The 23,181-nt window shown below is 73.3% G+C and carries 23 protein-coding genes; 8 read left to right on the plus strand and 15 right to left on the minus strand.

What is annotated here, in order from left to right:
* Together ACGFSH_RS03995 and ACGFSH_RS04000 are read right to left on the minus strand one after the other, a co-directional pair.
* Positions 1-735 (minus strand): hypothetical protein, encoded by a 735-nt coding sequence (locus ACGFSH_RS03995; RefSeq protein ID WP_393344710.1) that lies wholly within the window; start codon positions 733-735, stop codon positions 1-3.
* Positions 736-947: 212 nt separating this feature from the next.
* Positions 948-1,307 (minus strand): arsenate reductase family protein, encoded by a 360-nt coding sequence (locus tag ACGFSH_RS04000; RefSeq protein WP_393344712.1) that lies wholly within the window; start codon positions 1,305-1,307, stop codon positions 948-950.
* A 141-nt stretch (positions 1,308-1,448) separates the two neighbouring features.
* Here ACGFSH_RS04000 and ACGFSH_RS04005 point away from each other — a divergent pair, with 141 nt between their 5' ends.
* On the plus strand, positions 1,449-1,763 hold the full coding sequence (locus ACGFSH_RS04005) for a hypothetical protein (protein WP_351355877.1): 315 nt from the start codon (positions 1,449-1,451) through the stop codon (positions 1,761-1,763).
* A gap of 103 nt (positions 1,764-1,866) precedes the next feature.
* On the opposite strand, the gene ACGFSH_RS04010 is transcribed toward ACGFSH_RS04005, so the two are convergent.
* Positions 1,867-3,051 carry a winged helix DNA-binding domain-containing protein gene (locus ACGFSH_RS04010; RefSeq protein ID WP_393344714.1) on the minus strand — a complete coding sequence of 395 codons (1,185 nt, stop codon included), beginning with the start codon at positions 3,049-3,051 and terminating at the stop codon, positions 1,867-1,869.
* Positions 3,052-3,385: 334 nt separating this feature from the next.
* On the opposite strand from ACGFSH_RS04010, the gene ACGFSH_RS04015 reads away from it, so the two are divergent.
* On the plus strand, positions 3,386-4,726 hold the full coding sequence (locus tag ACGFSH_RS04015) for a DUF2252 domain-containing protein (protein WP_393344716.1): 1,341 nt from the start codon (positions 3,386-3,388) through the stop codon (positions 4,724-4,726).
* Between the two features lie 153 nt (positions 4,727-4,879).
* Entirely contained in the window at positions 4,880-5,167 is a 288-nt protein-coding gene (locus ACGFSH_RS04020) for a hypothetical protein (RefSeq protein WP_393344718.1), read from the plus strand.
* Positions 5,168-5,237: 70 nt separating this feature from the next.
* Here the strand turns inward: ACGFSH_RS04020 and ACGFSH_RS04025 are convergent, their stop codons facing one another.
* The 5 genes from ACGFSH_RS04025 to glnA all read right to left on the minus strand — a co-directional run bounded on the left by ACGFSH_RS04025 (position 5,238) and on the right by glnA (position 11,625).
* Positions 5,238-5,837 (minus strand): hypothetical protein, encoded by a 600-nt coding sequence (locus ACGFSH_RS04025; protein ID WP_393344720.1) that lies wholly within the window; start codon positions 5,835-5,837, stop codon positions 5,238-5,240.
* Positions 5,838-5,842: 5 nt separating this feature from the next.
* Positions 5,843-6,763, minus strand: a complete 921-nt coding sequence (htpX, locus tag ACGFSH_RS04030) for a zinc metalloprotease HtpX (RefSeq protein WP_393345476.1) — start codon at positions 6,761-6,763, stop codon at positions 5,843-5,845.
* Positions 6,764-6,865: 102 nt separating this feature from the next.
* The gene (locus ACGFSH_RS04035; RefSeq protein WP_393344722.1) at positions 6,866-9,697 is read right to left on the minus strand and encodes a substrate-binding domain-containing protein; all 2,832 of its coding nucleotides are present in this window, start codon (positions 9,695-9,697) and stop codon (positions 6,866-6,868) included.
* 145 nt (positions 9,698-9,842) lie between these two features.
* Complete coding sequence (locus ACGFSH_RS04040) at positions 9,843-10,100, minus strand: hypothetical protein (protein ID WP_393344724.1); 258 nt, start codon at positions 10,098-10,100, stop codon at positions 9,843-9,845.
* A 115-nt stretch (positions 10,101-10,215) separates the two neighbouring features.
* On the minus strand, positions 10,216-11,625 hold the full coding sequence (glnA, locus tag ACGFSH_RS04045; RefSeq protein WP_393344726.1) for a type I glutamate--ammonia ligase: 1,410 nt from the start codon (positions 11,623-11,625) through the stop codon (positions 10,216-10,218).
* Positions 11,626-11,822: 197 nt separating this feature from the next.
* Between glnA and ACGFSH_RS04050 the strand changes: the two genes are divergently transcribed.
* Positions 11,823-12,290, plus strand: a complete 468-nt coding sequence (locus ACGFSH_RS04050; RefSeq protein WP_393344728.1) for an RDD family protein — start codon at positions 11,823-11,825, stop codon at positions 12,288-12,290.
* A gap of 176 nt (positions 12,291-12,466) precedes the next feature.
* On the opposite strand, the gene ACGFSH_RS04055 is transcribed toward ACGFSH_RS04050, so the two are convergent.
* From ACGFSH_RS04055 to lipB, 4 genes are all read right to left on the minus strand, one after another.
* Positions 12,467-13,171, minus strand: coding sequence for a DUF4191 domain-containing protein (locus tag ACGFSH_RS04055; protein WP_393344730.1), 705 nt, complete (start codon positions 13,169-13,171; stop codon positions 12,467-12,469).
* Between the two features lie 109 nt (positions 13,172-13,280).
* The gene (locus ACGFSH_RS04060; RefSeq protein WP_393344732.1) at positions 13,281-13,481 is read right to left on the minus strand and encodes a hypothetical protein; all 201 of its coding nucleotides are present in this window, start codon (positions 13,479-13,481) and stop codon (positions 13,281-13,283) included.
* A 288-nt stretch (positions 13,482-13,769) separates the two neighbouring features.
* Positions 13,770-14,735, minus strand: coding sequence for a lipoyl synthase (gene lipA, locus ACGFSH_RS04065; protein WP_393344734.1), 966 nt, complete (start codon positions 14,733-14,735; stop codon positions 13,770-13,772).
* An 84-nt stretch (positions 14,736-14,819) separates the two neighbouring features.
* Complete coding sequence (gene lipB, locus ACGFSH_RS04070; RefSeq protein WP_393344736.1) at positions 14,820-15,617, minus strand: lipoyl(octanoyl) transferase LipB; 798 nt, start codon at positions 15,615-15,617, stop codon at positions 14,820-14,822.
* A gap of 243 nt (positions 15,618-15,860) precedes the next feature.
* Here lipB and ACGFSH_RS04075 point away from each other — a divergent pair, with 243 nt between their 5' ends.
* Entirely contained in the window at positions 15,861-17,420 is a 1,560-nt protein-coding gene (locus ACGFSH_RS04075; protein ID WP_393344738.1) for a regulator, read from the plus strand.
* Between the two features lie 63 nt (positions 17,421-17,483).
* Here the strand turns inward: ACGFSH_RS04075 and ACGFSH_RS04080 are convergent, their stop codons facing one another.
* Positions 17,484-18,899, minus strand: coding sequence for an NAD(P)/FAD-dependent oxidoreductase (locus tag ACGFSH_RS04080; protein ID WP_393344740.1), 1,416 nt, complete (start codon positions 18,897-18,899; stop codon positions 17,484-17,486).
* A gap of 161 nt (positions 18,900-19,060) precedes the next feature.
* The gene (locus tag ACGFSH_RS04085; RefSeq protein WP_393344742.1) at positions 19,061-19,954 is read right to left on the minus strand and encodes a TIGR01777 family oxidoreductase; all 894 of its coding nucleotides are present in this window, start codon (positions 19,952-19,954) and stop codon (positions 19,061-19,063) included.
* 71 nt (positions 19,955-20,025) lie between these two features.
* On the opposite strand from ACGFSH_RS04085, the gene ACGFSH_RS04090 reads away from it, so the two are divergent.
* Positions 20,026-20,526 carry a GNAT family N-acetyltransferase gene (locus ACGFSH_RS04090; RefSeq protein ID WP_393344744.1) on the plus strand — a complete coding sequence of 167 codons (501 nt, stop codon included), beginning with the start codon at positions 20,026-20,028 and terminating at the stop codon, positions 20,524-20,526.
* Between the two features lie 18 nt (positions 20,527-20,544).
* Here the strand turns inward: ACGFSH_RS04090 and ACGFSH_RS04095 are convergent, their stop codons facing one another.
* A complete protein-coding gene (locus ACGFSH_RS04095) occupies positions 20,545-21,729 on the minus strand; it encodes a MarP family serine protease (RefSeq protein ID WP_393344746.1) in 1,185 nt (394 codons plus the stop codon).
* Positions 21,730-21,927: 198 nt separating this feature from the next.
* Between ACGFSH_RS04095 and ACGFSH_RS04100 the strand changes: the two genes are divergently transcribed.
* Both ACGFSH_RS04100 and ACGFSH_RS04105 read left to right on the plus strand, forming a co-directional pair.
* Positions 21,928-22,770: a peptidoglycan recognition protein gene (locus ACGFSH_RS04100; protein ID WP_393344748.1), complete on the plus strand. Its 843-nt coding sequence runs from the start codon at positions 21,928-21,930 to the stop codon at positions 22,768-22,770.
* A gap of 39 nt (positions 22,771-22,809) precedes the next feature.
* Positions 22,810-23,139, plus strand: coding sequence for a hypothetical protein (locus ACGFSH_RS04105; protein ID WP_393344750.1), 330 nt, complete (start codon positions 22,810-22,812; stop codon positions 23,137-23,139).
* The last annotated feature ends 42 nt before the right edge of the window (positions 23,140-23,181 follow it).

Raw genomic sequence — 23,181 nt, forward strand, 5'->3', positions numbered from 1 at the left:
TCACCCCACCTTCTCGATCAGGGCCCGCCGGATGAGGAACTTGCCGGGCTCACGGACCTGTTCGAAGGCCGCGTTGTTGAGCAGGGCGCAACTGCCGGAGACCGAGGTCACCTCGACGGTCGTGGACTTGTTGTTGTCCAGGTTGGTGACCTTCAGCTTGGTCCCGGCCGGGAACTGGTTGCTCGACGCCGCCGGGGCGCCGGCCTCGCCCGACAGGGTGACCGTCGAACCGTTGCAGACCTGGCGGCCGGAGGCGGCGCCACCGTTTCCCGCCGCGCCGTTGTTCCCGGCGTTGCCGCCGTTCCCGGTGGGGGCGGAGGCCGCCTGCGAGGGCTGAGCCTGCCCCCCGCCCTGCTGCGCCCCGCCCTGCTGTGCCCCGCCTGCCTGGGAGCCGCCCGCCTGGGAGTCCTGAGCCGACTCCCCGACGGCGCACCCGGACGCCTTCTGCTGGACCTTGATCTGCGCGATGACCGCCTCGCGGTTTGCGATCCGCGCCTCGGACTGCGCGTCCGGAGCGGCCCGCTGACCGTCGATGAACTTCTGGTTGTTGCCGAGCGCGGTGGCGAGTCCCTGACAGACCGTCGAGTTCGCGGCCGACAGCGGCGTCGCGTTCTGCGGCGTCTGGGCGGCGTTCGAGGTGTTCGCCATCACGAAGGCCCCGGCGCCCGCGACCGCCGCCGCGCTGACGAGCAGCGCGATCTTCTTCTTCGTAGCGACTGTTCTCCTGCGCGACATGCGCGCCTCCTGACGGATAGGGGAGCGTACGCCGCTATGTACGAGATACCGAACGAGGCTGCTCAGTTGTCGCGGGGGTGATTGCTGGTGACGTGCGTCACAGGGCGCCGGGGCCCTCGACTCCCGTCGGGCGAGGGGCGGTTGCTCCGCCGGGGAGGGCGGTCACTCCCGTGGTGCGAAGGCCGGTCCGGCGCCGGGGGGCCCGTTCGGGCTCAGCGGGGCAGTGCGTCCCGCACCGCCTCGTCCGTGCGGGCCACGAGGGCGGTGCCGTCGTCCGCGGTGATGATCGGCCGCTGGATGAGCTTCGGGTGCGCGGCCAGGGCGCCGATCCAGCGTCCGCGCGTGCTCGCCTCCCGCGGCCAGTCCTTCAGGCCGAGTTCCCCGGCGGCGGCCTCGCCGGTGCGGACGATGTCCCACGGCTCCAGGCCCAGACGGTCGAGCACCTCCGCGATCTCGGCCTCGCTCGGCACGTCCTCCAGGTAGCGGCGGACGGTGTAGTCGGCGCCCTCCGCGTCGAGGAGCGTGAGGGCGCTGCGGCACTTGGAACAGGCGGGGTTGATCCAGATCTCCATGCCCGCCACGGTAGCCCGAAACCGGCCTCAAAGCCCATGTGATCAGGGGCTTTTGTCAGTGGTGGGCAGTAGAATAGAAGCAGTGTTCGAGGGTCCGCCGGAGGCGCCGGACCGGACCCTGACCGCGACAGGAGGATGCCTGTGCCCGCTGCCGCACTGAAGCCGAAGCCGTCCGCGACCCAGTCCACCGCGAAGCGTTCCGTCCCGCTCGACCTGCCCTGCGTGCCCGTCGAGAAGCGGCCGCTGCCGCCCGGCAGGCCCCGCGAGTGGTACGTCACGCACAACCGTCGTCTCAAGGCGATGCGTCTCGCCATCGCGCTGCTCGACCTCGGCGTCTACATGCCGAACCAGGCCCGCAACGAGAAGATCCGCAGCACGGCGCAACTCATCGGCGTGCACCCGCCGTCGGACACGACGTGCCACATGGTGCGGGCCCTGATGCGCTACAGCCGGTGAGCCGGTCGGCCGACGTGCCGGTGAGCTGCTGAGCCGTCGAGCCGGGTGCCGGGCGCCGTCGTGCGGACGGGGCCCGGCGCCGCTCTCCCGGCGCCGGCGCCTCTCAGCTCGTCAGCTCCTTCTCCAGCGGCGTCCGGAACCTCGGCGTCACCCGGGTCGGGCCGACCCACGCCGCCAGCCGCTCCGCCTCCGCCTCGATCGCCGCCGACGCCTCGCGGCCGACGCCCTCCGGGGCCAGGATCCGCCACACGATCTCCCCGTCCGCGCGCTGGGCCCAGCCGCCGACGACCCGGCCGTCCCACCACACCGTCGGCCCCACGTTGCCGCTGTAGTCGAACAGTGCGGGACGCAACCCGGGCGCCAGATACCAGTCCCGGCCCTGCCAGCCCATCGCCGTCGGATCCAGCGCCGGCAGCAGGGCCGCCCACGGAGCCGCGGGCGCGGGCGCGGCATCCGCATCGCCGTCGACGACGTGGCCCGTGCCCTCGTCGAGGGCCACCGCCCGCGCCCCGATCGCCTTCAGCGCCCGCCGTACGTCCGTCACGCGCCAGCCGGTCCACCATTTCAGGTCGGCCTCCGTGGCCGGGCCGCACGCCGCCAGCCAGCGCCGCAGCAACTCGGACTGCGCCTGCTCCGGCGGGAGTTCGGGATGCTCGGGGGCGAGGGCCCACCGGAACTGACTGGACGTCCACGAGCCCAGCGGACGTCCTCGGATCACCTTGCCCTCGACGCCCAGCACCCTCAGCAGCCGGGACACGACGGTGTGGACGCCCTCGTACGGCTTCCCGGCCGCGTACGCGAACTGCTCCCGCAGCCGGGGCTCCTCGCGGGCCAGTTCGGCGGCCGTCGCCTGTCCGAGCCGGGCCAGGGCGGCCAGTGCGGACTCCTCGACCTCCTTCAGCCAGACCGCGTCCGGGGCTCCCGCCGTCGCCATGTCCTTCACCAGCTTGGCCCGTTCGCGCGCCGCCACCGCGAGACCCGTCGAGGCGTGCACGACGGCCGTCGACTCCGCCGGGAACACGAAGACCGTGTGCCGCATCCCGTGCATCCGCACGAGGCTGCGGTCCGTGTACAGCGCCCGGTCCGTCTCCGGCACGGTGGCCGACGCGTCGGCGAGGCGGGCGCCGACCGCCAGATAGACCGCCCCCGGGTCGGAGCCGTGCAGCGCCACGAGCGAGTCGGCCACCTCCTCGGGCGTCGCGGCCCGCGCCTCCGGGGCGAGCCGGTGCCGCAGGGCCAGCCTCGCCCGCCGTTCCGCCCCGCCGATGTACCGCTGTGCCTCGCCCATCCCGGCCTCCGCCCGCCCTCGCCCGTCGTGTCCGGCCGCCCCGGCGCCCGGCGGGTCCGACGCCCTGCCGTCCGTCGCCGGCCCCTGCCCGCATCCTCCCCGACCCCACTGACAACCGCCCTCACGCGCGACGACGTCACCGGCGCCCGGGGGCCGTGCGGGCGGCCGCCCGCCGGGCGTCCCGTGGGACGCGTCCGGGGCCGTTCCCGGTCGTGGCGGGTCCCCCGTTCGGCGTATTCGCCGTGCGGGGGTGCCCGCCGCGGCCTTCACTGCGAACAGAGGCCCCGGCGACGTCTGTGGGACGGGAGGCTGACGTGGTGCGAAGGCGACGCGGATGACCACCCCGGCCGAGCGCGCCCGGCGCGGCAAGGCGGCCCGGGGCCGCGTCCCCAGGTCCGCCCACGCCTCCTGGCTCCCGCCCGTCGACCGGGCGGACCCCGTCGCCGTGCTGGAGCGGCAGGGCCGGGACCGGCTGCCCGAGCTGCTGCCCGTGCGCCACGGCCGGATGGCCGCTTCGCCCCACGCCTTCCTGTGCGGTTCGGCCGCCGTCATGGCCGCCGACCTGGCGTCACAGCCGCACACCGGACTGAACGTCCAACTGTGCGGCGACGCCCACCTGTTGAACTTCGAGGTGTACTCCTCCCCGGAAGGGGCCCTGCTGTTCGACCTCGACGACTTCGACGAGACGTTCCCCGGCCCCTTCGAGTGGGACGTCAAACGGCTCGCCGCCTCCGTCGCCGTGGCCGCCCGCGAGAACGGGCACCGCGAGAGCACGGTGCACCGCGCCGCCCTGGAGTCCGCGGCGGCCTACCGCGACGCCATGCGCCGGCTGGCCCGGCTGGGCGAACTCGCCGTCTGGCACGAACGCGTCGACGCCGAGCGCCTGCTGCCCCTCGTGGGCTCCGCCCGGCAGCGCGCACGCGCCGACGCCAGCCTCACCCGCGCCCGCCGCCGCACCGGCCTGCGGCCGCTCGGCAGGCTCACCGAGGTCGTCGAAGGACGCCGGCGGATCGTCCACGACCCGCCGGCGCTCGAGCCGGCCGGAGCCTCCGACAGCGCGGCCCTCCGCAAGATCTTCAGCGACTACCGGTCCACCCTCACCGACGAACGCCGCCTGCTGCTGGACCGCTACCGCTTCGTCGACGCCGCCCGCAAGGTCGTCGGCGTCGCCGGGGTCGGCACCCGGTGCTTCGTCGTGCTGCTGGCCGGGCGCGACGCCGAGGACCTGCTCCTGTTGCAGCTCAAGGAGGCCCGCCAGTCCGTCCTGGAGGAGCATCTGCCCACCGGCCCGTTCGTGCATCCGGGCCGTCGGGTCGTCGCCGGCCAGCGGCTGCTCCAGGCCGGCGCCGACGTCTTCCTCGGCTGGATGACCGGGCCGCAGGGCCGCGCCTTCCACTGGCGGCGGCTGCGCGACACGAAGTGCCGTGCCGACACCGCCGGGACGGCCCCGGCCGAGCTGCTGGCCTACGCCCGGCTGTGCGGGGCCGCGCTCGCCCGCGCCCATGCCCGGTCCGGCGACCGGCTCGCCATCGCGGGCTACCTGGGCGGCGCCGACACCTTCGAACGCGCCGTCGCCGAGTTCGCCCTGGCCTACGCCGCCCAGACCACCGCCGACCACACGGCCCTGTGCAGAGCCGTCGCGGCGGGCGTGGTGTCGGCCGCCCCGGGGGTCTGAGAGCCGCCCGCGACCGGGCCGGCCTCGCCTCGCGCGACCGGGCCCACGGAAAACCAGGTGCACGGTGAGTGACCGTTTCCCTACCCTGGAGACGCGGCAGCGCCCCTGTCGCAACGCTCGGTCACCGTCTGCCGCCCAGGAAGGAGGCACACCATGGGTACCGTCGTCCTCTCCGCGGCCGTCGTCCTGGTGGTCCTGGGGTTCGGGAACCCGCTGTACTGGCTCGCCGCCGTCGCCGTCCTCTTCCTGTACGTGCGCTACGGCCTCGGAACGTCGGCGACGTCGACGCCGTCCGCGGGACCCGCCCCGAGCGCGGCGCCCGCACCCACCTCGTACAAGGCCTACCGTCAGCGCCGTGACACGCAGGCCCGGTGGGAGCGCCGCTACCGCCGTGAACGCCCCCTGGAGTCCCGCCGCCAGGAGCGCGAACGCGGCAAGTGACCCGGCCGCGACCCTGCGGAACCGTCCGTCGGCCCGGCGCGCCCCGAGGGGGCGCCGGGCCCCGGACTGCCTACAGTCCCGGCGCGCCCCACACCGGGAACCATCGGCTCAGGTCCTGCTCGATACGCAGGTCGTTCCCGAGCGCCGCCTTCACCTGCAACTCCAGCGCGTTGTCGCGCCGTCGGCCCGTGCCGGGCTGCGGCGCGAACGGGTAGAACGAACCGCGCTTGTACAGATACACGAGCGCCAGCCGGCGCCCTCCCGCGCCGCCCGCCGCCCCCTCCTCGAACCCGGCCAGGGAGCACAGCAGCTGCGGCCCGAAGCCGCCCGCCTCCATCGCGCTGTTCACCGCGTGCAGATCGTTGACCAGCGCCGGCAACTCGCCGGGCGCGCGGTGCGAGACGAGCCAGGAGTAGCCGTAGTCGTCCCGCACGAGCCGCACCGCGGGGCCGGTGCGCTCGGTGTCCGCGTCGAGGAGGGCCTGGACCTCGCGGTGCGTCTGCTCGAACGCCGGGCCCTCGACGGTGGCGAAACACACCGCGCCCCGGCCGGTCGGCGTGAACCCGGCGGCCGCCTCCAGCGTCACCGCCGCCGACGGCAGCGCGAACAGCCGGTCGAGGTCCGGGACGACCGGTCTGGTCCGGCCGAGCAGGATGTCCAGCAGCCCCATGCCGTTCAGCCGGCCTTCCCGGGCGCGGCAGGCTCGCCCAGTTCGGCGGAGATCCGCTCCAGCCGGCCGAGGCGCTGCTCCAGGGTCGGGTGGGTCGAGAAGAAGCGCTCGATGCCGGGCTCCCTGCCGGTGGCCGGGGTGAAGTAGAACGCGTTGAAGGCCTGCGCGGTGCGCAGGTCCTTGGTCGGGATGCGGGCGATGTCGCCGGACACCTTGGCCAGCGCGGACGCCAGCGCCGAGGGCCGTCCGGTGAGCAGCGCGGCGGCGCGGTCGGCGGCCAGCTCCCGGTATCGCGACAGGGCCCTGATCAGCAGGAAGCTGAGCGCGTACACGGCGGCCGAGACCCCCATCACGGCGGCGAAGACCGCGGCGGTGTTCTGGTCCCGGCGGCCGCCGCCGAAGACCTGCGAGTAGAACGCGAACCGCACGATCAGTCCCGCGATCACGCCCAGGAACGAGGCGACCGTGATCACGGCGACGTCCTTGTGCGCGACATGCGACAGCTCGTGCGCGAGCACGCCCTCCAGCTCCGCCGGGTCCAGCCGGTCCAGCAGCCCCGTCGTCACGCACACCACGGCCTTGCGAGGACTGCGCCCGGTGGCGAACGCGTTAGGCATGTCCATGGCCGAGACGGCGACGACCGGCCTGGGCATGTCCGACAGGGCGCACAGCCTGTCCACGACGGCGTGCAGCTCGGGATACTCCTCCCGCTCCACGACCCGCCCGCGCATCGCGAACAGGGCGATCCGGTCGGAGAACCAGAACTGCGCGACGAACATGGCGGCGATCAGCACCACGACCAGCAGCCACGACTTCAGCAGCACGATCAGCGCGACGACGAACCCCACGTACAGCAGTCCGAGCAGGAACAGGGTGACCGTCATCCGCACGGTCAGTCCGCGGTCGCTCCGGAAACGGCTCCGCATCTGCACCACCCCGCAGTCAGGCACTCGTCCCACCGCCCATTGTGCGCCCGCGCCCGCCATGCGCAGACCCCGATACCTCCTTCGGGAGGCAAAGGAACGGGGTCAGAAGTTGGAGATCACGCTGGTGATGACCTGGTCGATCGTCTCGGCCCGCTTCGCGTCGTAGTACTTCCCGCCGCCGGCCTTGGCGATCTCCTTCAGCGCGCTGCTGCCCTGCTGGTCCTTGGGATCGGCCTCGCTGCCGTAGGCGATGGTGAAGACACGGATCCGCTGCTGGGACGGATCCTTGATCTCCCGCTCCAGCGCCGCGTCGGACAGGCTGTCGCCGTCCTCGTTGAACCCGTCGGTCAGCAGCACGATCGCGTTGATGGCCCGGGGGTCGTAATGGGCCCGCATGGCCTTGAGCGCGGCGTCGAGGGTGTCGTTGAGACCGGTCGCGCCCTCCGCCGTCAGGTTCCCGACGTTCTCGGCCAGCAGCTCCGCGCGGGTGCTCCCCGCCATCCGCGCGCGGTACGGGCCGAGCGGCACCAGTTCCTTGTAGTCGTTCCTGCCGCCGAGCGTGAAGGCGTCCGAGAACTTCCACAGACCCACCCGGTCGGCGGCGGTGAACTCGCCGAACAGCCGGGGCCCGGCCTGCTGGAGGCGCGCCAGCTTGGAGTCGCCGGTGCCCGGGATCACCCTGTTCATCGACTCCGACGTGTCGATGAGGATGCAGACGTTGGCGGGCCGGCGCAGATCGGGCCACAGCCGCAGCAGACGGGCCAGGACGTCGCCCCTGGGCATCGGCATGTGGGTGAACTCGGCCTCGGGGATCCCGTTGGCCTCCGTGAGCAGCGCGGACTTCGCGGGGATCGCGCCCGTGTGGGTGCGGAAGCCGTAGGGGGCGAACTGCGCGTCGAAGACCGCCGGGCTCTGGAGGTAGCGAAGGAAGTCGTCGGCGACCGCCTTGTGGGCGGAGTCCATCCCGTTCAGCTCGATGTACGGGTGGTCGGAGAACGGCACCCCGTCCTTCGGGTAGAAGGAGACCAGAGGGGTGTCCGGCGGCGCCGTCCTGGCGCAGTCCTTGTCCGCGCTGAGCGCGCCGCAGGGGTAGCCCGCGTTGTATGCCGCCACGCTGCTCTCCTCCACCGTGACGGCGGAGATGTACGACATGGCCTTCTGCGGACTGCTCCGGTCCGCCTCACGGAGGTTGGCGAGGAAGGTCAGGGTGGTGTCGCCGTAGTGGACGGCGGCCTGCTCGATGCTCTTGACGAACTTCTGGTTCTCGGCGTTGTCGATGTGCGGGACGCCCAGTTCGCCGCTGGTGCCCGTCTTGGCGTAGAACGCGCCCACGGTCGCGTTGAGACCCGACGTGGAGTACTTCGGGTTGGTCTTGCCGAGCTTGAACGACCCCCACTCCGGTTTCCCGCGAGCCGCCCAGAAGCCGTCGGCGTGCTGCGCCCACTGGGCCAGCTGCCCCCAGGTGAACCGGGCCTCGGGCCAGTTCAGGGCGTCGGCCATGGGCTTGGGCATGGCGACGGTCAGCGGGCTCTGCACGATGGACTGCGCCCGGGCGGGGAACCGCTTCGCGTTCGCCCCCTTCGCGCCGGCCCTCGCCAACGAGAGCCAGGTGTTCCCGGCCGGCGCCCACACGTCCGGCTCGGTCCCGTCCGACTCGCTCCAGCCGTCGACGAGCGCGCGCATCGCCTCGCCGGAGTTGCGCTCCTCCACCTTCACCGTCAGGCAGGATCCTCCGGCGGCCCGGTTGCCGTAGGCCCGGGCCGCGCGCCGCATGGGCTCCGACTTGTCGGCGGAGGCGGCGACGAGCACGGGAGCGGCGTCCGCCCGCTCACAGGACGCGAGGGCGGGGACGACGGACGCGGAGGACTGCCTGCCGTCGTCGGACCCGGCCGCCCCGTTGCCGCACGACTGAAGGACGATCCCGAGTGTGACCGCCGCCGCGGCGACCGGGAGCCAGGCGAGCTTCGCCCGCCCCTTGAAGCGGCTCGATCGCGTCCCGGACCCCGGCGTCCGAAGCCGGAGCCATGGCCTCTTCCAACCGCCCCCGCCACCGGTCCCGACGGTGCCCTTGCCCCCGCCACCGGCTCCGCTTCCGCCGCTGGTCCCGCTGTCGCCACCGGTGCTGCCTGAGCCGCCGGCTCCGCTCCCGGTCCCGCCGCCGGCTCCGCTCCCGGCCGTGGTGCCGTGGTCGCCTCCGTGTCCGTCGTCGCCACCACCCCCCGTCCGGCGCACGCTCTCGGGCTGGTGCTCCAGCAAAACGGCGACGGCCACCTCAGCGGCGCGAGCCGCCGCTGTCTGCTGGCCGCCCCCGGCGTCGGCGGCGCCCTTCCCGCCGTCCGCACGGTCGCTGATCCCGCGGACGACCAGGGCCTCCGTACGGTGGCGCTGCGCCGCCATGCAGAAGCCGAAGCCCTCCATCTCCAGGGCCACGGCGTCCTGGTAGGTGCTCTCGAGCCGGCTTCGGATGTCCCCGTCGCCGGCGTCGAGCACGACGTCCCCCGAGGCGATCGGCTTGTAGTGGCACGCGGCTCCGACCCGCGCGTACAGGGCCGTCTGCCTCAGGGCGTGCGAGGTCTCCACCGCGTCGGGACGCGCGCCGCGGCCCGCCGCCGTCACCTTGGCGCCGTGGATCTCGTACACCTTGGTCGCGACCACGACGTCGCCGGGCGGGACGTCCTCCTTGAGGCTGCCGGCTATCCCGACCAGGAGCGCGACGTCCGGGCGCAGCACCTCCAGAAGGCCGTGCGTGCCGAGGGCCGCCACCACGTTCGTCATGCCCACCTGGGCCAGATGCACCGTCCACGAGGCGTAGGCGCCGTCGAGTGCGAACGTCTGCACCACGGTGCTGCCGGCCCTGAGCTGCCCCGTGTGCCGGGCCCCGGCGGCCCCGAGACGGTCCCGCAGCGGGGAGAACTCCACAGGGAGCGCCGTCACGACGACGGCGGTACGCGCGGGGCGGGCTGTTGTCACCGGACCAACCGTTCTCGATGCCGTCGCGGATACCGACGGTGAGCGAAGGGCCACAAAAATAACACCGCGCCGCCGACAACCCCGGCGGTATCGGGCATCGCGCGATGTTCTAATACGGCGCCCGGAAGCGCACCCACCCCAGCAGCACGATCAGCCCCACCACGCACCCCAGCACCAGCGCCGTCGACAGCCACGACGAGCGACGCGGGGCCACCGGACCGGGGTCGCCCCGGAAAGGCACCGGCTCGGGCGGGTTCTCCTTCCACCGGGCGGCCAGCATCCGGGCCCGCGCCGAGGGTTCCTTGTGCGGGGCGGAGTCGGCCCACTTGAGGTCGAACTCCCGCTCCGCGTCGTCCTGTTCGGGCATCCCCGTCTCTCCCCGTCACCTGTTCTCGAACAGCAGTGCCCAGAACCATACGACGGCGCCCCCGTCCTGAGAAACAGAACGGGGGCGTCACGACGGGCCCACGGGCCCGGTCCGGTCACACGTCGAAGTACAGCTCGAACTCGTGCGGGTGCGGACGCAGCTGGAGCGGGGCGATCTCGTGCGTGCGCTTGTAGTCGATCCACGTCTCGATCAGGTCGGGCGTGAAGACGTCGCCGGCGAGCAGGAACTCGTGGTCCGCCTCCAGGCGGTCCAGGACGGCCGGGAGCGAGGTCGGGACCTGGGCGACGCCCGCGTGCTCCTCGGGGGCCAGCTCGTAGAGGTCCTTGTCGATCGGCTCGGCCGGCTCGATCTTGTTCTTGATGCCGTCGAGGCCCGCGAGGAGCAGGGCCGAGAAGGCGAGGTACGGGTTGCCGGAGGCGTCGGGCGCGCGGAACTCGACGCGCTTGGCCTTCGGGTTGGAGCCCGTGATCGGGATGCGCATGGCCGCGGAGCGGTTGCGCTGCGAGTACACCAGGTTGACCGGCGCCTCGAAGCCCGGGACCAGGCGGTGGTAGGAGTTCACCGTCGGGTTGGTGAAGGCCAGCAGCGACGGGGCGTGCTTGAGGATGCCGCCGATGTAGTAGCGGGCCGTGTCCGACAGGCCCGCGTAGCCGGCCTCGTCGTAGAACAGCGGGGAGCCGTTGGTCCACAGCGACTGGTGGACGTGCATGCCCGAGCCGTTGTCGCCGAAGATCGGCTTCGGCATGAAGGTCGCGGTCTTGCCGTTGCGCCAGGCGACGTTCTTCACGATGTACTTGAAGAGCTGGAGGTCGTCGGCCGCGGCGAGCAGCGTGTTGAACTTGTAGTTGATCTCGGCCTGGCCGGCCGTGCCCACCTCGTGGTGCTGGCGCTCGACCTGGAGGCCGGACGCGGCCAGCTCCAGGGAGATCTCCGCACGCAGGTCGGCGAAGTGGTCGACCGGCGGGGTCGGGAAGTAGCCGCCCTTGTAGCGGACCTTGTAACCGCGGTTGTCCTCGAGCGCGCCGGTGTTCCAGGCGCCGGCCTCGGAGTCGATGTGGTAGAAGGACTCGTTCGCGGACGTCTGGAAACGCACGCTGTCGAAGACGTAGAACTCGGCCTCGGGGCCGAAGTACGCGGTGTCGGCGATACCGGTCGACGCCAGGTAGGCCTCCGCCTTCTTCGCCACGTTGCGCGGGTCACGGGAGTACTGCTCGCCCGTGATCGGGTCGTGGATGAAGAAGTTGATGTTCAGCGTCTTGTCACGGCGGAACGGGTCCACGCGCGAGGTCGACAGGTCGGCGCGCAGCGCCATGTCGGACTCGTGGATGGCCTGGAAGCCGCGGATCGACGAGCCGTCGAAGGCCAGCTCCTCGTCCGGGTCGAACGCCTCGACGGGCAGCGTGAAGTGCTGCATGACGCCCGGCAGGTCGCAGAAGCGGACGTCGACGAACTTGACCTCCTCGTCCGCGATGAACTTCTTGGCCTCGTCGGCGTTCTGGAACATCCAGCTCCTCCTACTCCCGGCCGTCGAGCCGGGGTGGTAGTTCGTTCGTGCGGCCAGTGCGGTGGCACACGCTGTCGTCGACCCTAGGGACGGCTGATTTCTCGTGCGTGACCCATTTGTTTCGCACAAGTTAACCGGACCCTGGCCGGTGTACCCCACCTGTCCGTATCGCGAAACGCGCGCAGTACCGTGGACGCGTGGACAACAGGGATGCAATCGGCTCGTGGCTCTCCGGCCCCCGCGCGGCCGCCGAGGACGCCGGTGTCGACTTCGGATACCGGGGCGAACAGCTCGGACTGCCGCAGGAGGGGCCGGGCTCGATCGCCCGTCCCGGCCGGCGGCTGGGCGCGCTCGCCGTGGACTGGGGCCTCAGCGTGCTGATCGCATACAGCTTGATCACCGACGGCTACCGGCCCGCGACCAGCAACTGGGCGCTGCTGGTCTTCCTCGTGATGAGCCTGCTGACCGTCGGCACCATCGGCTTCACTCCGGGCAAACGCCTGTTCCGGCTGCGGGTGGTCTCCGTCGACACCGGCGCCGTCAGCCCCCTGCGCTCCGCGGTGCGCACGGTCCTGCTGTGCCTGGCCGTGCCCGCCCTCGTCTGGGACCGCGACGGGCGCGGTCTGCACGACCGGCTGGCCGGCACGGTGGAGGTCCGCGGCTGAGCCGCCCGTCGGCCGCCCGCGCGGTTCGCGTGATCCACGCGAGGCCGGGCGGTACGTGAGGGCGGTGAGGACGTAGGGCTTGCGCGGAGGCGATACGCGGAAGGGGCGCCCGGAGTGATCCGGGCGCCCCTTCCTGGTGCTGCGTGCTGCGTGCTGCTTGCTGCGTGCGCGCGGGCTCAGCGGGCCTTGCCGCCGCCGCCCTTCGGCAGGCGCATGCCCTTGGGCATCGGGCCCTTCGGCAGCGGCATGTTGCTCATCAGGTCGCCCAGGGCGCGCAGCCGGTCGTTGGTGGCGGTGACCTGGGGGCCCGCCAGGACGCGCGGGTACTTCAGCAGGGTGGTCCGCAGCTTCTTCAGCTCGACCTGGCCCTCGCCGGTGCCGACGATCACGTCGTGCACGGGGACGTCCGCGACGATGCGGTTCATCTTCTTCTTCTCGGCGGCCAGCAGGCTCTTCACCCGGTTCGGGTTGCCCTCGGCGACCAGGACGATGCCGGCCTTGCCGACGGCCCGGTGGACGACGTCCTGACTGCGGTTCATCGCGACCGCGGGGGTGGTCGTCCAGCCCCGGCCGATGTTGTCCAGGACGGCCGCGGCCGCGCCGGGCTGGCCCTCCATCTGACCGAAGGCGGCCCGCTCGGCCCGGCGGCCGAACACGATCGCCGTCGCGAGGAAGGCGAGCAGGGCGCCGAAGATGCCCAGGTAGACCGGGTGGCCGATCAGGAAGCCGATCGCGAGAAAGACGCCGAAGGTGAGGAGGAAGACACCCGCGAGAACGAAACCGATCGTCTTGTCGGCCTTGCGGGTCATCTTGAACGTCAGGGCGATCTGCTTCAGTCGCCCGGGGTTAGCGGCGTCCGCCGCGCTGTCACTTCTCGCCATGCCACGAAGTCTACGTGTCCCGGGAAGCGCCTTCGACGGCAGGAGGGGAGGGGCGGGGAAGCGGGGCGGAGGGGATGGGGAGGTGTGGGGAGTTGCGGGGAGGGGTGGGTCAGCGGCGGGCGGAGGTGACCGCTTCGAGGACGCGCTGCGCCTCGACCCGGTCCTTGGCGCGACGGCGGTCCTCCAGGACGGAGGTCCAGGCGTTGCGTCGGGCGGTGCGCTGGCCGCTGCTCAGGAGCAGCGACTCGACGGCGCGCAGTGCGGTGCTGAAGGTCGGGATCGCGGTGGCGCGAACGGGCGCGGCCTGCATGGCGGGTGTCCCCCTCGGACAATGTTCGGGCACGGGTGGTTCGGGACGGTTCCTACGTGACGTGATACCAGCGTCACTGTTTGGTGTTACCAGGGCGTGACCGACCGGTCAAACCCGAATGAAACCTCGGCGCGGGGGGCCGAAACGCTGACGCGGCCCCGGCGTACGTCCTCATCTGCGGGGACGGCCGGGACCGCGTCGAATCGGTCACTACTGGCGGGTAGCTGCTTGTGCGCGAGTTCACACACTCGGCTTGCGGCCGTACGGCGCAAGTGAGGTGACGTCGCGTCAGACGGCCTGGGTGGCGACGAAGGAACCGCGCTTCTCGACCGCCATCTGGTACAGGCGCCCGGCACGGTAGGAGGACCGTACCAGCGGGCCCGACATCACGCCGGAGAAGCCGATCTGCTCGGCCTCCTCCTTCAGCTCCACGAACTCGTGCGGCTTGACCCAGCGCTCCACCGGGTGGTGGCGCACCGAGGGGCGCAGGTACTGCGTGATGGTGACGAGCTCGCAGCCGGCCTCGTGCAGCTGGCGCAGCGCCTCGCTCACCTCCTCGCGGGTCTCGCCCATGCCGAGGATCAGGTTCGACTTGGTGACCAGGCCGTAGTCGCGGGCCGCCGTGATGACGCCCAGCGAACGCTCGTAGCGGAAGCCGGGACGGATCCGCTTGAAGATCCGCGGCACGGTCTCGACGTTGTGCGCGAAGACCTCGGGCCGCGCGGAGAAGACCTCCGCGAGCTGCTCGGGGACGGCGTTGAAGTCCGGGGCGAGCAGCTCCACCTTGGTCCGCCCGGCCTCGCGCCCGGCCGTCTGCGCGTGGATCTGCCGCACGGTCTCGGCGTACAGCCACGCCCCGCCGTCCGCGAGGTCGTCGCGGGCGACGCCGGTGATGGTGGCGTAGTTCAGGTCCATCGTGACGACGGACTCGCCCACGCGCCGCGGCTCGTCCCGGTCGAGCGCTTCGGGCTTGCCGGTGTCGATCTGGCAGAAGTCGCATCGCCGGGTGCACTGGTCGCCCCCGATGAGGAAGGTCGCCTCGCGGTCCTCCCAGCACTCGTAGATGTTGGGACAGCCGGCTTCCTGGCAGACCGTGTGCAGGCCCTCGCTCTTCACGAGCTTCTGCATGGCGGTGTACTCGGGACCCATTTTCGCCCGGGTCTTGATCCACTCGGGCTTGCGCTCGATGGGGGTCTGGCTGTTGCGGACCTCCAGGCGCAGCATCTTGCGTCCGTCGGGTGCGACTGCGGACACGACCGGCTCCCTAGCGATTGATTCTTCGGCGTCCTTAAGCGTACGCCCGTGGATTTGAAAGTCCGGCGGCGGTGCCGACCGCGATCAGGCCGAGGCCCGCTCGATCTCGCGCGGCTTCGGCTCCGCGTTCTCCAGGACGTCCGCCAGATGCCGCTCCACGACGGGCAGGACCTCCTCGATCGTGACGTCCCGGCCCAGCTCGTCCGCCAGCGAGGCGACGCCCGCGTCCCGGATCCCGCACGGGATGATCCGGTCGAACCACTTGTTGTCGGGGTTCACGTTGAGCGCGAAGCCGTGCATGGTGACGCCCTTGGCGACCCGGATGCCGATGGCGGCGATCTTCCGGTCCTCGCGCCGCTGGCCCGCGTTGGACGGGGCGTACTCGGGGCCGTTGAGCCGCGGGTCGAACTCCTCGTCGGTGAGCCGGGGGTCGAAGTCCAGCGACAGCCCGCCGGGCGAGGGGCGCCGCTCCACCGGGTCGCCGAGCACCCACACCCCGCTGCGGCCCTCGACCCGGGACGTCTCCACGCCGAACTCAGCGCACACCCTGATCAGGGCGTCCTCCAGGCGACGCACGTGCGCGACGACGTCGACCGGTCGCGGCAGCTTCAGGATCGGGTAGCCGACCAGCTGTCCGGGGCCGTGCCAGGTGATCTTGCCGCCGCGGTCCACGTCGACGACCGGCGTGCCGTCCAGGGGGCGCTCGTCGGGGGTCGTGCGCCGGCCGGCGGTGTAGACGGGGGGATGCTCCAGGAGCAGCACGGTGTCCGGGATCTCGTCGGCGAACCGCGCCGCGTGCACCCGGCGCTGCTCGTCCCACCCCTCCTGGTAGTCGACGGCGTTCTCGCCGAACCCCATCCGGACGAACCGCAACTCGCTCACGGCAAGCGCCTCCCTGAAAGTCGTCAGGCGCGTCCCGCGCCCAAGCCACTGTACGTCCGCGCGCTCCGCGTCAGCCCCACGGCCAATCCTCACACGATCGGATGAATGAAAGCGGAGATTTGCGACCGGGTGCTTACTCTCCGCTACATTCGCGCCGTTCAGAGGCCAAAAGGGCTGATCACCGCATCAGCGCACTTCATCCGGGCACGTCACAGGCCCGGGAGGCAGGAGACCGCACCGCAGATGACGGAACGACCCGCGCAGCGCACTCCCAACCGCCAGCTCGCCGCGCTCATCGCCGAAGCGGGCTTCTCCAACGCGGGACTGGCCCGTCGCGTCGATCAGCTCGGCCTCGAGCACGGGCTGGACCTCAGATACGACAAGACGTCCGTCACCCGGTGGCTGCGCGGGCAGCAGCCCCGCGGCACCACCCCCGCCCTGATCGCCGAGGTCTTCACCCGGCGGCTGGGCCGTCGCCTGACCGCCCAGGACCTCGGCCTGGACGCCTGCGCCCCCGTCTACGCCGGCCTGGAGTTCGCCGGCACCCCCGAGGAGGCCATCGACATCGTCGGCGGCCTGTGGCGCAAGGACTCCGGCAGCCACGCCGAGCTGCGCAAGATCGCCTTCACCCCGGCGGGGCTCGTCGTGCCCAGCCGGGACTGGCTGATCGGGCGGCCCGACGACAAGGTCGCCCGCGCCGAGCCGCCGGCCCGGGTGCCCCTCCAGGGCCGTCCGGGCGGCAGGCACGCCCTGCCCGCGCACCCTCTCGCCCCCGCCCACCCGGCCGCGCCCCAGCACCCCTCCGGCGCGCAGCCCGCGGCCGCCGCCCCAGCCCGGACGGGGGCCGGGCCGACGGCCGTGCCCCGGCAGCGCGGCCAGGGCGCCGAGCGCGGCCCCGGCCAGCGGGTCACGGGCGGCGACATCGCCGCGCTCCGCTCGGTCGGCGAACTCTTCCGGACCCTGGACGACAGGTACGGCGGCGGTCACGCCCGCCAGGCCCTCGTGCGGTACCTGGAGCACGAGTGCGAGCCGATGCTGCGCGGGACGTACGGGGAGCAGACCGGCCGCCGGCTCTTCGGCGCGGCCGCCGATCTGACCCGCCTCGCGGGCTGGACGTCCTTCGACATCGCCGCACACGGCCTGGCCCAGCGCTACTTCGTCCAGGCCCTGCGGCTGTCCCAGGCGGCCGCGGACCGGGCGTACGGGTCGTTCGTGCTCGTCACCATGAGCCGTCAGGCCGTCTACCTGGGGCACGGGCGCGAGGCGGTGCAGCTCGCGCGGGTGGCCCAGCAGGGCGTCGGTTCGGGCGCCCCGCCCGTCGTGCAGGCGCTGCTGCACGCGGCGGAGGCGCGCGGGCACGGGGTGCTCGGCGAGGTGCGCGCCTCCACGGCGGCCCTGGTGCGCGCCGAACGGGCGTTGGAGGCGGTCAAGTCCGGCGACGAGGTGCCGCACTGGGCCCGCTTCTTCGACGAGGCGCAGCTGGCCGATGAGTTCGGGCACTGCCACCGCGACCTCCAGCAGTTCCGGGCGGCGGCACAGCACGCCGAACGCTCGTTGCAGCTGCGTCCCGCCGCCCATGCCCGCAGCCGGGTGTTCTGCCGGGTCGTCCTGGCCTCGGCCCGGCTGGGCCTCGGCGAACTCGACCAGGCCTGCCAGCTCGCCGCGGAGGCCGCCGGACAGGCCGCCGAGATGCGCTCCGTACGGGCCCTGGAGTACGTCAGGGACTTCGAACGCAGGCTGGAGCCGTACAAGGACGCGGCGCCGGCCCGCGTCTACCGGGAGAAGGTGGCCACGCTGGGCTGAGGGACCGGGTCTCATGGGCGGGCCGGGCCGGGCCCGGGGGAGGGTGTTCCGGGCCCGTGGCGTTCAGGCCGCCGCCGGTTGTTCGCGTGTCGTGGGGCGGGGGTCGGCCGCGTTCAGGGAGCCGGCGGCGCCGAGGTCGGAGACGATCGCCGAGGCGGCCCGGCGCGCCGAGTGCAGTGCGCCCTGCACGGTGCTGGTGTCCCGGTGGTCGCCGCACACGTACAGGCCCGCCAGCAGCCGCACCGCGCGCCGCAGATCGTGCGGCGCCCGCATCGCCGGGACGGCCTCGGCCGTGTGGTGCACGGCCAGCGTCTCCCAGCGCGCGGTGGAGACGCCGTACAGGCGCGACAGGTGCATGCGGACGGCGGTGTCGACGCCCGGCGGGGGCGCGCCCAGGACCGTGGACGAGATCAGCGTGCGGCCGCCGGGCGCGCGGCTCGGGTCGACCTGGCTGAGCACCGCGGTGTGTGCGACCGGGCCGCCCCGGTCGGCGTCCAGGAGCAGCGAGGCGCCGGTCGGGGGCGGCTCGTCCGTCGTGTGGTGGACGACCGTCACCGGATGGAAGTCCGGCACGCGAAGCCCGGGCAGCAGCTCGGCCGCCGTGCGCGCGTCGGTGGCCACCAGGACGGCGCGGCAGCGGAACTCGCCGTGCTCGGCGGTGGTCACCGAGGTCGTGGAGACGGCGGTGACCCGCACCCCGGTGTGCACGACGCCCGCCGGCAGCGTCCGGGCGAGCAGCTCCGGCAGGACCTCGGCCCCGCCCTCCGGCACCGCCAGCCGGCCTGCTGCGAAGGCGCGCAGCGCGAGGTCGGCGCAGCGGCTGGAGGTGGCGAGATCCGGATCGCACAGCAGGGCGGCGAGCAGCGGGCGCAGAAAGCCGTCCACGGTGCGGGCGGGCAGACCGCGGGCCGCGAGGGCCTGCGCGGCCGGCGACTCGGGCCGGCGCAGCAGCCGCTCCACCGGGGTGACGGCGAGCCGGGTCAGCGCGGCGCCCAGCCGGGCCTGGTCCACGGCGCTGCCCAGCGGCGCGCCCGCCCGGACCCGGGGCGGCGCCGGGCGGCCCTGCGCGGGCAGGGAGCCGCCGGCGCGCGGCCGGGGCAGTCCGCCCGGCCGCGGAGCGCTCGCCAGGGCGCGTACGGCATGGAGTGCGCCCCTTGCGCTCCCCGTCCCCGTCTGCGCGCCGGCGCGATGGTGGCGCCCGTCGCTGTGCAGCAGGACCCCCGGCGCGAACGGACGCAGGACGAGTGCGTCGAGGCCCGGTGTGGAGGCCAGTTCGGGATACGCCGTGGACAGCAGCTGCCCGATGCGGTCGAGCCGGAACCCGTCGATCTTCTCCGTCGACATGCGGCCGCCCACGTAAGGGGCTGCCTCCAGGACCGCGGTCGTTACTCCTGCGCTGTTCAGCCGGTGCGCGGCGGAGAGGCCGGCGACTCCGGCCCCCACCACGACGACGTCTGCCTGGTACGCGGGCTCAAGCACGTGCCCCTCCTCGAGGTTGCGCGGCGGCTGGAGACGTCATGCCCCCAACAGCCGTCCCGGATACCCGAGTTCGGGTCGAGGTTAGGGCCGGTATCGGTCAGGAACAGTCGCGCATGGACAGGGCACGGTCGCACGACGGTCGCATCCGGTCACGAAGCGGATCAGGCGGCTCGGATCGCGTCCTCGATCCCGGGAAACGCGAAGACGAACCCTGACTCCAGCAGCCGCTTCGGCACCACCCGCGCACTGCCCAGCACGTCCCCGGCCATCTCGCCCAGCACCGTGCGCAGCACCGGCGCCGGAACCGGGAACAGCGTCGGCCGGTGCAGCACCCGCCCCATCGCCTCGGTGATATCCCGGTTGGTCCGCGGCTCGGGAGCGGTCAGGTTGAACGGCCCCGACAGGTCGTCCCGGTCGACGAGATGCCGGATCGCCGCCACCTCGTCGTGCAGGGCGATGTACGACCAGTACTGCCGGCCGTCGCCCAGCCGCCCGCCCAGTCCGGCCGTGAACAGCGGGAACAGCCTGCCCCAGGCCCCGCCGCCACGCGCCACCACCAGACCGGTGCGGACGAGGACGGTCCGCACGCCCGCGTCCCGCGCCGGCGCCGCGGCCGCCTCCCACTCCACGCACAGCTCCGGAAGGAAGCCGCTCCCGGCCGGCGCGCCCTCGTCCACGATCCGCTCGCCCGTCTCGCCGTAGTAGCCCATCGCGCTGCCGTTGACGAACACCCGCGGCGGGACGTCGAGCGCGGCGACCGCCTTCGCCAGCGCGGCCGTGCCGTGCACCCGGCCGTCGTGCATCCGCCGCTTGTACGCCTCGCTCCAGCGCCGCTCGCCGACGCCGGCCCCGGCCAGGTTGACCACGACGTCGCATCCGGCGAGCCCGGCCGTGTCGACGCGGCCCCGCTCCGGGTCCCAGCGGACCTCGTCCGCGCCCTGCGGCGCACGGCGGACCAGGCGCCGCACCTCGTGGCCGTCCGAAGCAAGGGAGCGCACCAGGGCGCTGCCGATCAGACCGGACGCCCCGGCCACCGCGATTCGCGTACGTTCCATGCGTCCATCCTGCCCGCGGACCGCGGAAATCCTCCGGCAGACCGCCGATCGCCCGCACTAGGGTGACCGCCATGTCCGAGCCCTCCGAGCCCCCTCGTATACGCGCCGCCCTGCCCGCCGACGACGACGCGCTGGCCGCCCTCGACGGGGCCACCTGGTCCACCCTGCACGCGGTGATGCCGCGGCCCGAGCCGCCCTACGAGCCCTTCTTCGACGAGCGGCACGCCCCCGGGGACTACCTGGTCGCGGAACTGGACGGCCGCCTCGTCGGATACCTCCGGCTGGTGCCGCCCACCCCGCTGGCCTGCAACGCCCACGTCCGGCAGATCCAGGGCCTCGCCGTGCTGGACGAGGCGCGCGGCCGGGGCGTCGCACGGGCGCTGCTGCGCGAAGCCTTCGAGGAGACCCGCCGCCAGGGCGCCCGCCGTCTCACCCTGCGCGTCCTCGGCCACAACACCCCCGCGCGCCGGCTCTACGAGTCCGAGGGGTTCACGGTCGAGGGGGTGCTCCCCGGCGAGTTCCTGCTCGACGGGCGGTACGTGGACGACGTGTTCATGGGCCGGCCCGTCTGACGTCACCCGGCGCGCGGCTCACGACGTCGTCAGGCTGCCCGTGTCCACCGCGCGCGTCGCCGTCGCCGCCCGCTCGGCGTCGTCGGCCACCTCGGCCGCCGTCAGCACGTACCCCGTCTCGTCGTCGGAGGTGGAGCGCGCGAAGACCACGCCGTAGACCCGGCCCGTCGTGGTCAGCAGCGGGCCGCCGGAGTTCCCCGGGCGCACCGTGGAGCGGATCGAGTAGATCTCGCGGGTGACGATGCCGTCGTTGTAGATGTTCCGGCCGGTCGCCTTCACCCGGCCCGCGACCGTGGCCGCCTGGAGGTTCAGGTCGCCGTCCTGCGGATAGCCCGCGACCACCGCCGAGTCGCCCCGCGAGGCGGCGTCGTCGAAGCTCAGGACGGGCGCCCGCAGCTCCGGCACGTACAGCACGGCCACGTCCCGGTCCGGGTCGAAGAGCACCACGCGCGCGGGGTACGACCGCCCCACGCCGCCGATCCGCACCGTCGGGCGGTCGATGCCCGCCACCACGTGCGCGTTGGTCATCACGTGCTCGCCCGCGTAGACGAAGCCGCTGCCCTCGCGGCCCTGGTCGCCCGACGACCCCTCGATCTTCACCGTGCTCCGCTGGGCCGCCCGCGTCGCCCGCGCCGTCACGCTGTCGCCGGTGGGCTTGGCGACCTCGGCCGTCGACTCGTTCTCGAAGGGGTTGAAGACCTGCGGGAAACCCGCCTCGGTCAGCGCCGACGTGGCCCGCGAGAACCAGTTCGGCGTGGTGTCCGGCATCGCGTCCTGCACGGCGCCCAGCAGCCGGGAGTCCCGTATCGACGAGGTGACCACCGGCGACGAGGACGCGCCCAGCACGCTCGCCGCCACCCAGGCCACGACCAGCACCGCCACCGTGTTCGCCGCCGCCCCGCCGATCCCGTCGGCCAGCCGCAGCGGCCCCCGGTCCAGCTCGCGCCGCAGCCGCAGCCCCAGCCGGCCCGCCAGCTCGTGCCCCACCACCGCCGGCACCAGGACCGCGAACACCGCCGTCAGCGTCGCCGCCGTGGTGCCCGGCGTCACCAGCTCCATCAGCCACGGCAGGACCCACACGCCGATCACCGCGCCGCCGACGAACCCGGCCAGCGAGACGCAGCCGGCCACCAGCCCGCGCCGGTAGCCGGAAGCGGCGTAGGCCAGGATCACCAGCGCCAGCAGGATGTCGAGCAGGTCCACGCGGCCCCCCTTCCCTCGGATCCCCTAGTACGTGCGGCGGGCGCCCGCTGATCAGTACCCGCCGACCACGCGCGCGTGACGGCCGACACCCCGCCACGCGTGCGCTCACCCCGTAAAACGGCGCGCACCGGGAGGATGGTTCCACCAGGTGGCACAGCACACATCGCGGACGGACCGGAACCCGCCGACAGTGGAACCATGTGTGCCCTCCGACCGGCATCGCGCACCGCGCGCGGCCGACGCGGACGGCGCCCGGCGCGGATACCGGGCCCGGTCCTCGTCCTGCTCGGCTGTCTGCCGGGCCTCGCCGCCGTGGCCGCGCTGGGCCTGTGCGCGGGCGGCGTCGAGCACGCCGCCCGCGTCGAAGCGCCCGCCCGGACGGCCGACGCGCGCGCCGCCGGCGCGCACCGGGCCGCCCGGCCGCCCATCGTGCCCCGCTCCGCCTGGCTGGACGCCCTCGCCCGCCACGCGCAACCGCCCCCGCGCTACGACGACAAGGTCGTCGCCGTCTTCGTCCACCACACCGACTCGCCCAACGGCTACGACTGTGCCGACGCGCCCCGCATCATCCGCTACCTGTACGCGGGCCAGACCGGCGCCAGGGACTGGGACGACATCGGCTACAACTTCCTCGTCGACCGCTGCGGCACCATCTACGAGGGCCGCGCGGGCGGGGTGGACCGTCCCGTCACCGGCGCCCACACCCAGGGCTTCAACCACCGCACGGCCGGCATCGCCGCGCTCGGCACGTTCACCTCCGGCGTCCCCGTCCCGCAGGCGATGGTGGACGCGATCGCCGCCCTGACCGCCTGGAAGCTCGGTCTGTCCGGCGTCGACCCGAGGGCGCAGGCCCGGCTCACCTCCAGCAACAGTCACAGCCGGTACGCGGCCGGGGTCACCGTCGTCCTGCCCGCCCTGGCCGGCCACCGCGACGCCTACATGACCAGCTGCCCCGGCGCGGCGCTCAACGCCCTGCTCCCGGAGATCCGGCGGGCGGCGGCGCGCATCCAGGGCAGAACGGCTCTCACAGGAACGCCTTAGCCGCCGTTCAGGGTCCTCCCATCCCCGCGCCCTACGGTCGTGCCCACCACGAACCGACCGGAGGCGGGGACCATGAACGGCAGCCGCGAGCAGTCCGCCCGATCCACCCGGTGCGCGCGATCCACCCGGGCCGCCCAAGACGCTCAGGCCGCCCGAGACGCGGAGGCGGCCGAATCCCCTCGGGCCGGGCGGCCGACCCGCCCCTGGGCCGTGCTGTGCGCCGTCGCCGCGGTCGTCCTCGGCCCCGCCGCGGCCACCGCGTCGGCCCTGGAGCAGGCCAACGGGGCGCCGCCGCACCACGCGGTGCGCGTCGGCCGGGCGCAGGCGTACATCCCGTCGGACGGCGGCCGCCGCAAGTCCGCCGCGTGAACCACGACGGGCAGGACGGGGAGGCGGGGCAGGGCGGGCACG

It is taken from the genome of Streptomyces sp. NPDC048481 (assembly GCF_043200075.1).
GTDB lineage: Bacteria > Actinomycetota > Actinomycetes > Streptomycetales > Streptomycetaceae > Streptomyces.

Excerpts from the sequence above, each read along its gene's own strand:
- ACGFSH_RS03995 (WP_393344710.1), bottom strand. The coding sequence starts at position 735 with ATGTCGCGCAGGAGAACAGTCGCTACGAAGAAGAAGATCGCGCTGCTC.
- ACGFSH_RS04000 (WP_393344712.1), bottom strand. The coding sequence starts at position 1,307 with ATGGAGATCTGGATCAACCCCGCCTGTTCCAAGTGCCGCAGCGCCCTC.
- ACGFSH_RS04010 (WP_393344714.1), bottom strand. The coding sequence starts at position 3,051 with ATGGGCGAGGCACAGCGGTACATCGGCGGGGCGGAACGGCGGGCGAGG.
- ACGFSH_RS04015 (WP_393344716.1), top strand. The coding sequence starts at position 3,386 with ATGACCACCCCGGCCGAGCGCGCCCGGCGCGGCAAGGCGGCCCGGGGC.
- ACGFSH_RS04020 (WP_393344718.1), top strand. The coding sequence starts at position 4,880 with ATGGGTACCGTCGTCCTCTCCGCGGCCGTCGTCCTGGTGGTCCTGGGG.
- ACGFSH_RS04025 (WP_393344720.1), bottom strand. The coding sequence starts at position 5,837 with ATGGGGCTGCTGGACATCCTGCTCGGCCGGACCAGACCGGTCGTCCCG.
- htpX (WP_393345476.1), bottom strand. The coding sequence starts at position 6,763 with ATGCGGAGCCGTTTCCGGAGCGACCGCGGACTGACCGTGCGGATGACG.
- ACGFSH_RS04040 (WP_393344724.1), bottom strand. The coding sequence starts at position 10,100 with ATGCCCGAACAGGACGACGCGGAGCGGGAGTTCGACCTCAAGTGGGCC.
- glnA (WP_393344726.1), bottom strand. The coding sequence starts at position 11,625 with ATGTTCCAGAACGCCGACGAGGCCAAGAAGTTCATCGCGGACGAGGAG.
- ACGFSH_RS04055 (WP_393344730.1), bottom strand. The coding sequence starts at position 13,171 with ATGGCGAGAAGTGACAGCGCGGCGGACGCCGCTAACCCCGGGCGACTG.
- ACGFSH_RS04060 (WP_393344732.1), bottom strand. The coding sequence starts at position 13,481 with ATGCAGGCCGCGCCCGTTCGCGCCACCGCGATCCCGACCTTCAGCACC.
- ACGFSH_RS04075 (WP_393344738.1), top strand. The coding sequence starts at position 15,861 with ATGACGGAACGACCCGCGCAGCGCACTCCCAACCGCCAGCTCGCCGCG.
- ACGFSH_RS04085 (WP_393344742.1), bottom strand. The coding sequence starts at position 19,954 with ATGGAACGTACGCGAATCGCGGTGGCCGGGGCGTCCGGTCTGATCGGC.
- ACGFSH_RS04090 (WP_393344744.1), top strand. The coding sequence starts at position 20,026 with ATGTCCGAGCCCTCCGAGCCCCCTCGTATACGCGCCGCCCTGCCCGCC.
- ACGFSH_RS04100 (WP_393344748.1), top strand. The coding sequence starts at position 21,928 with ATGTGTGCCCTCCGACCGGCATCGCGCACCGCGCGCGGCCGACGCGGA.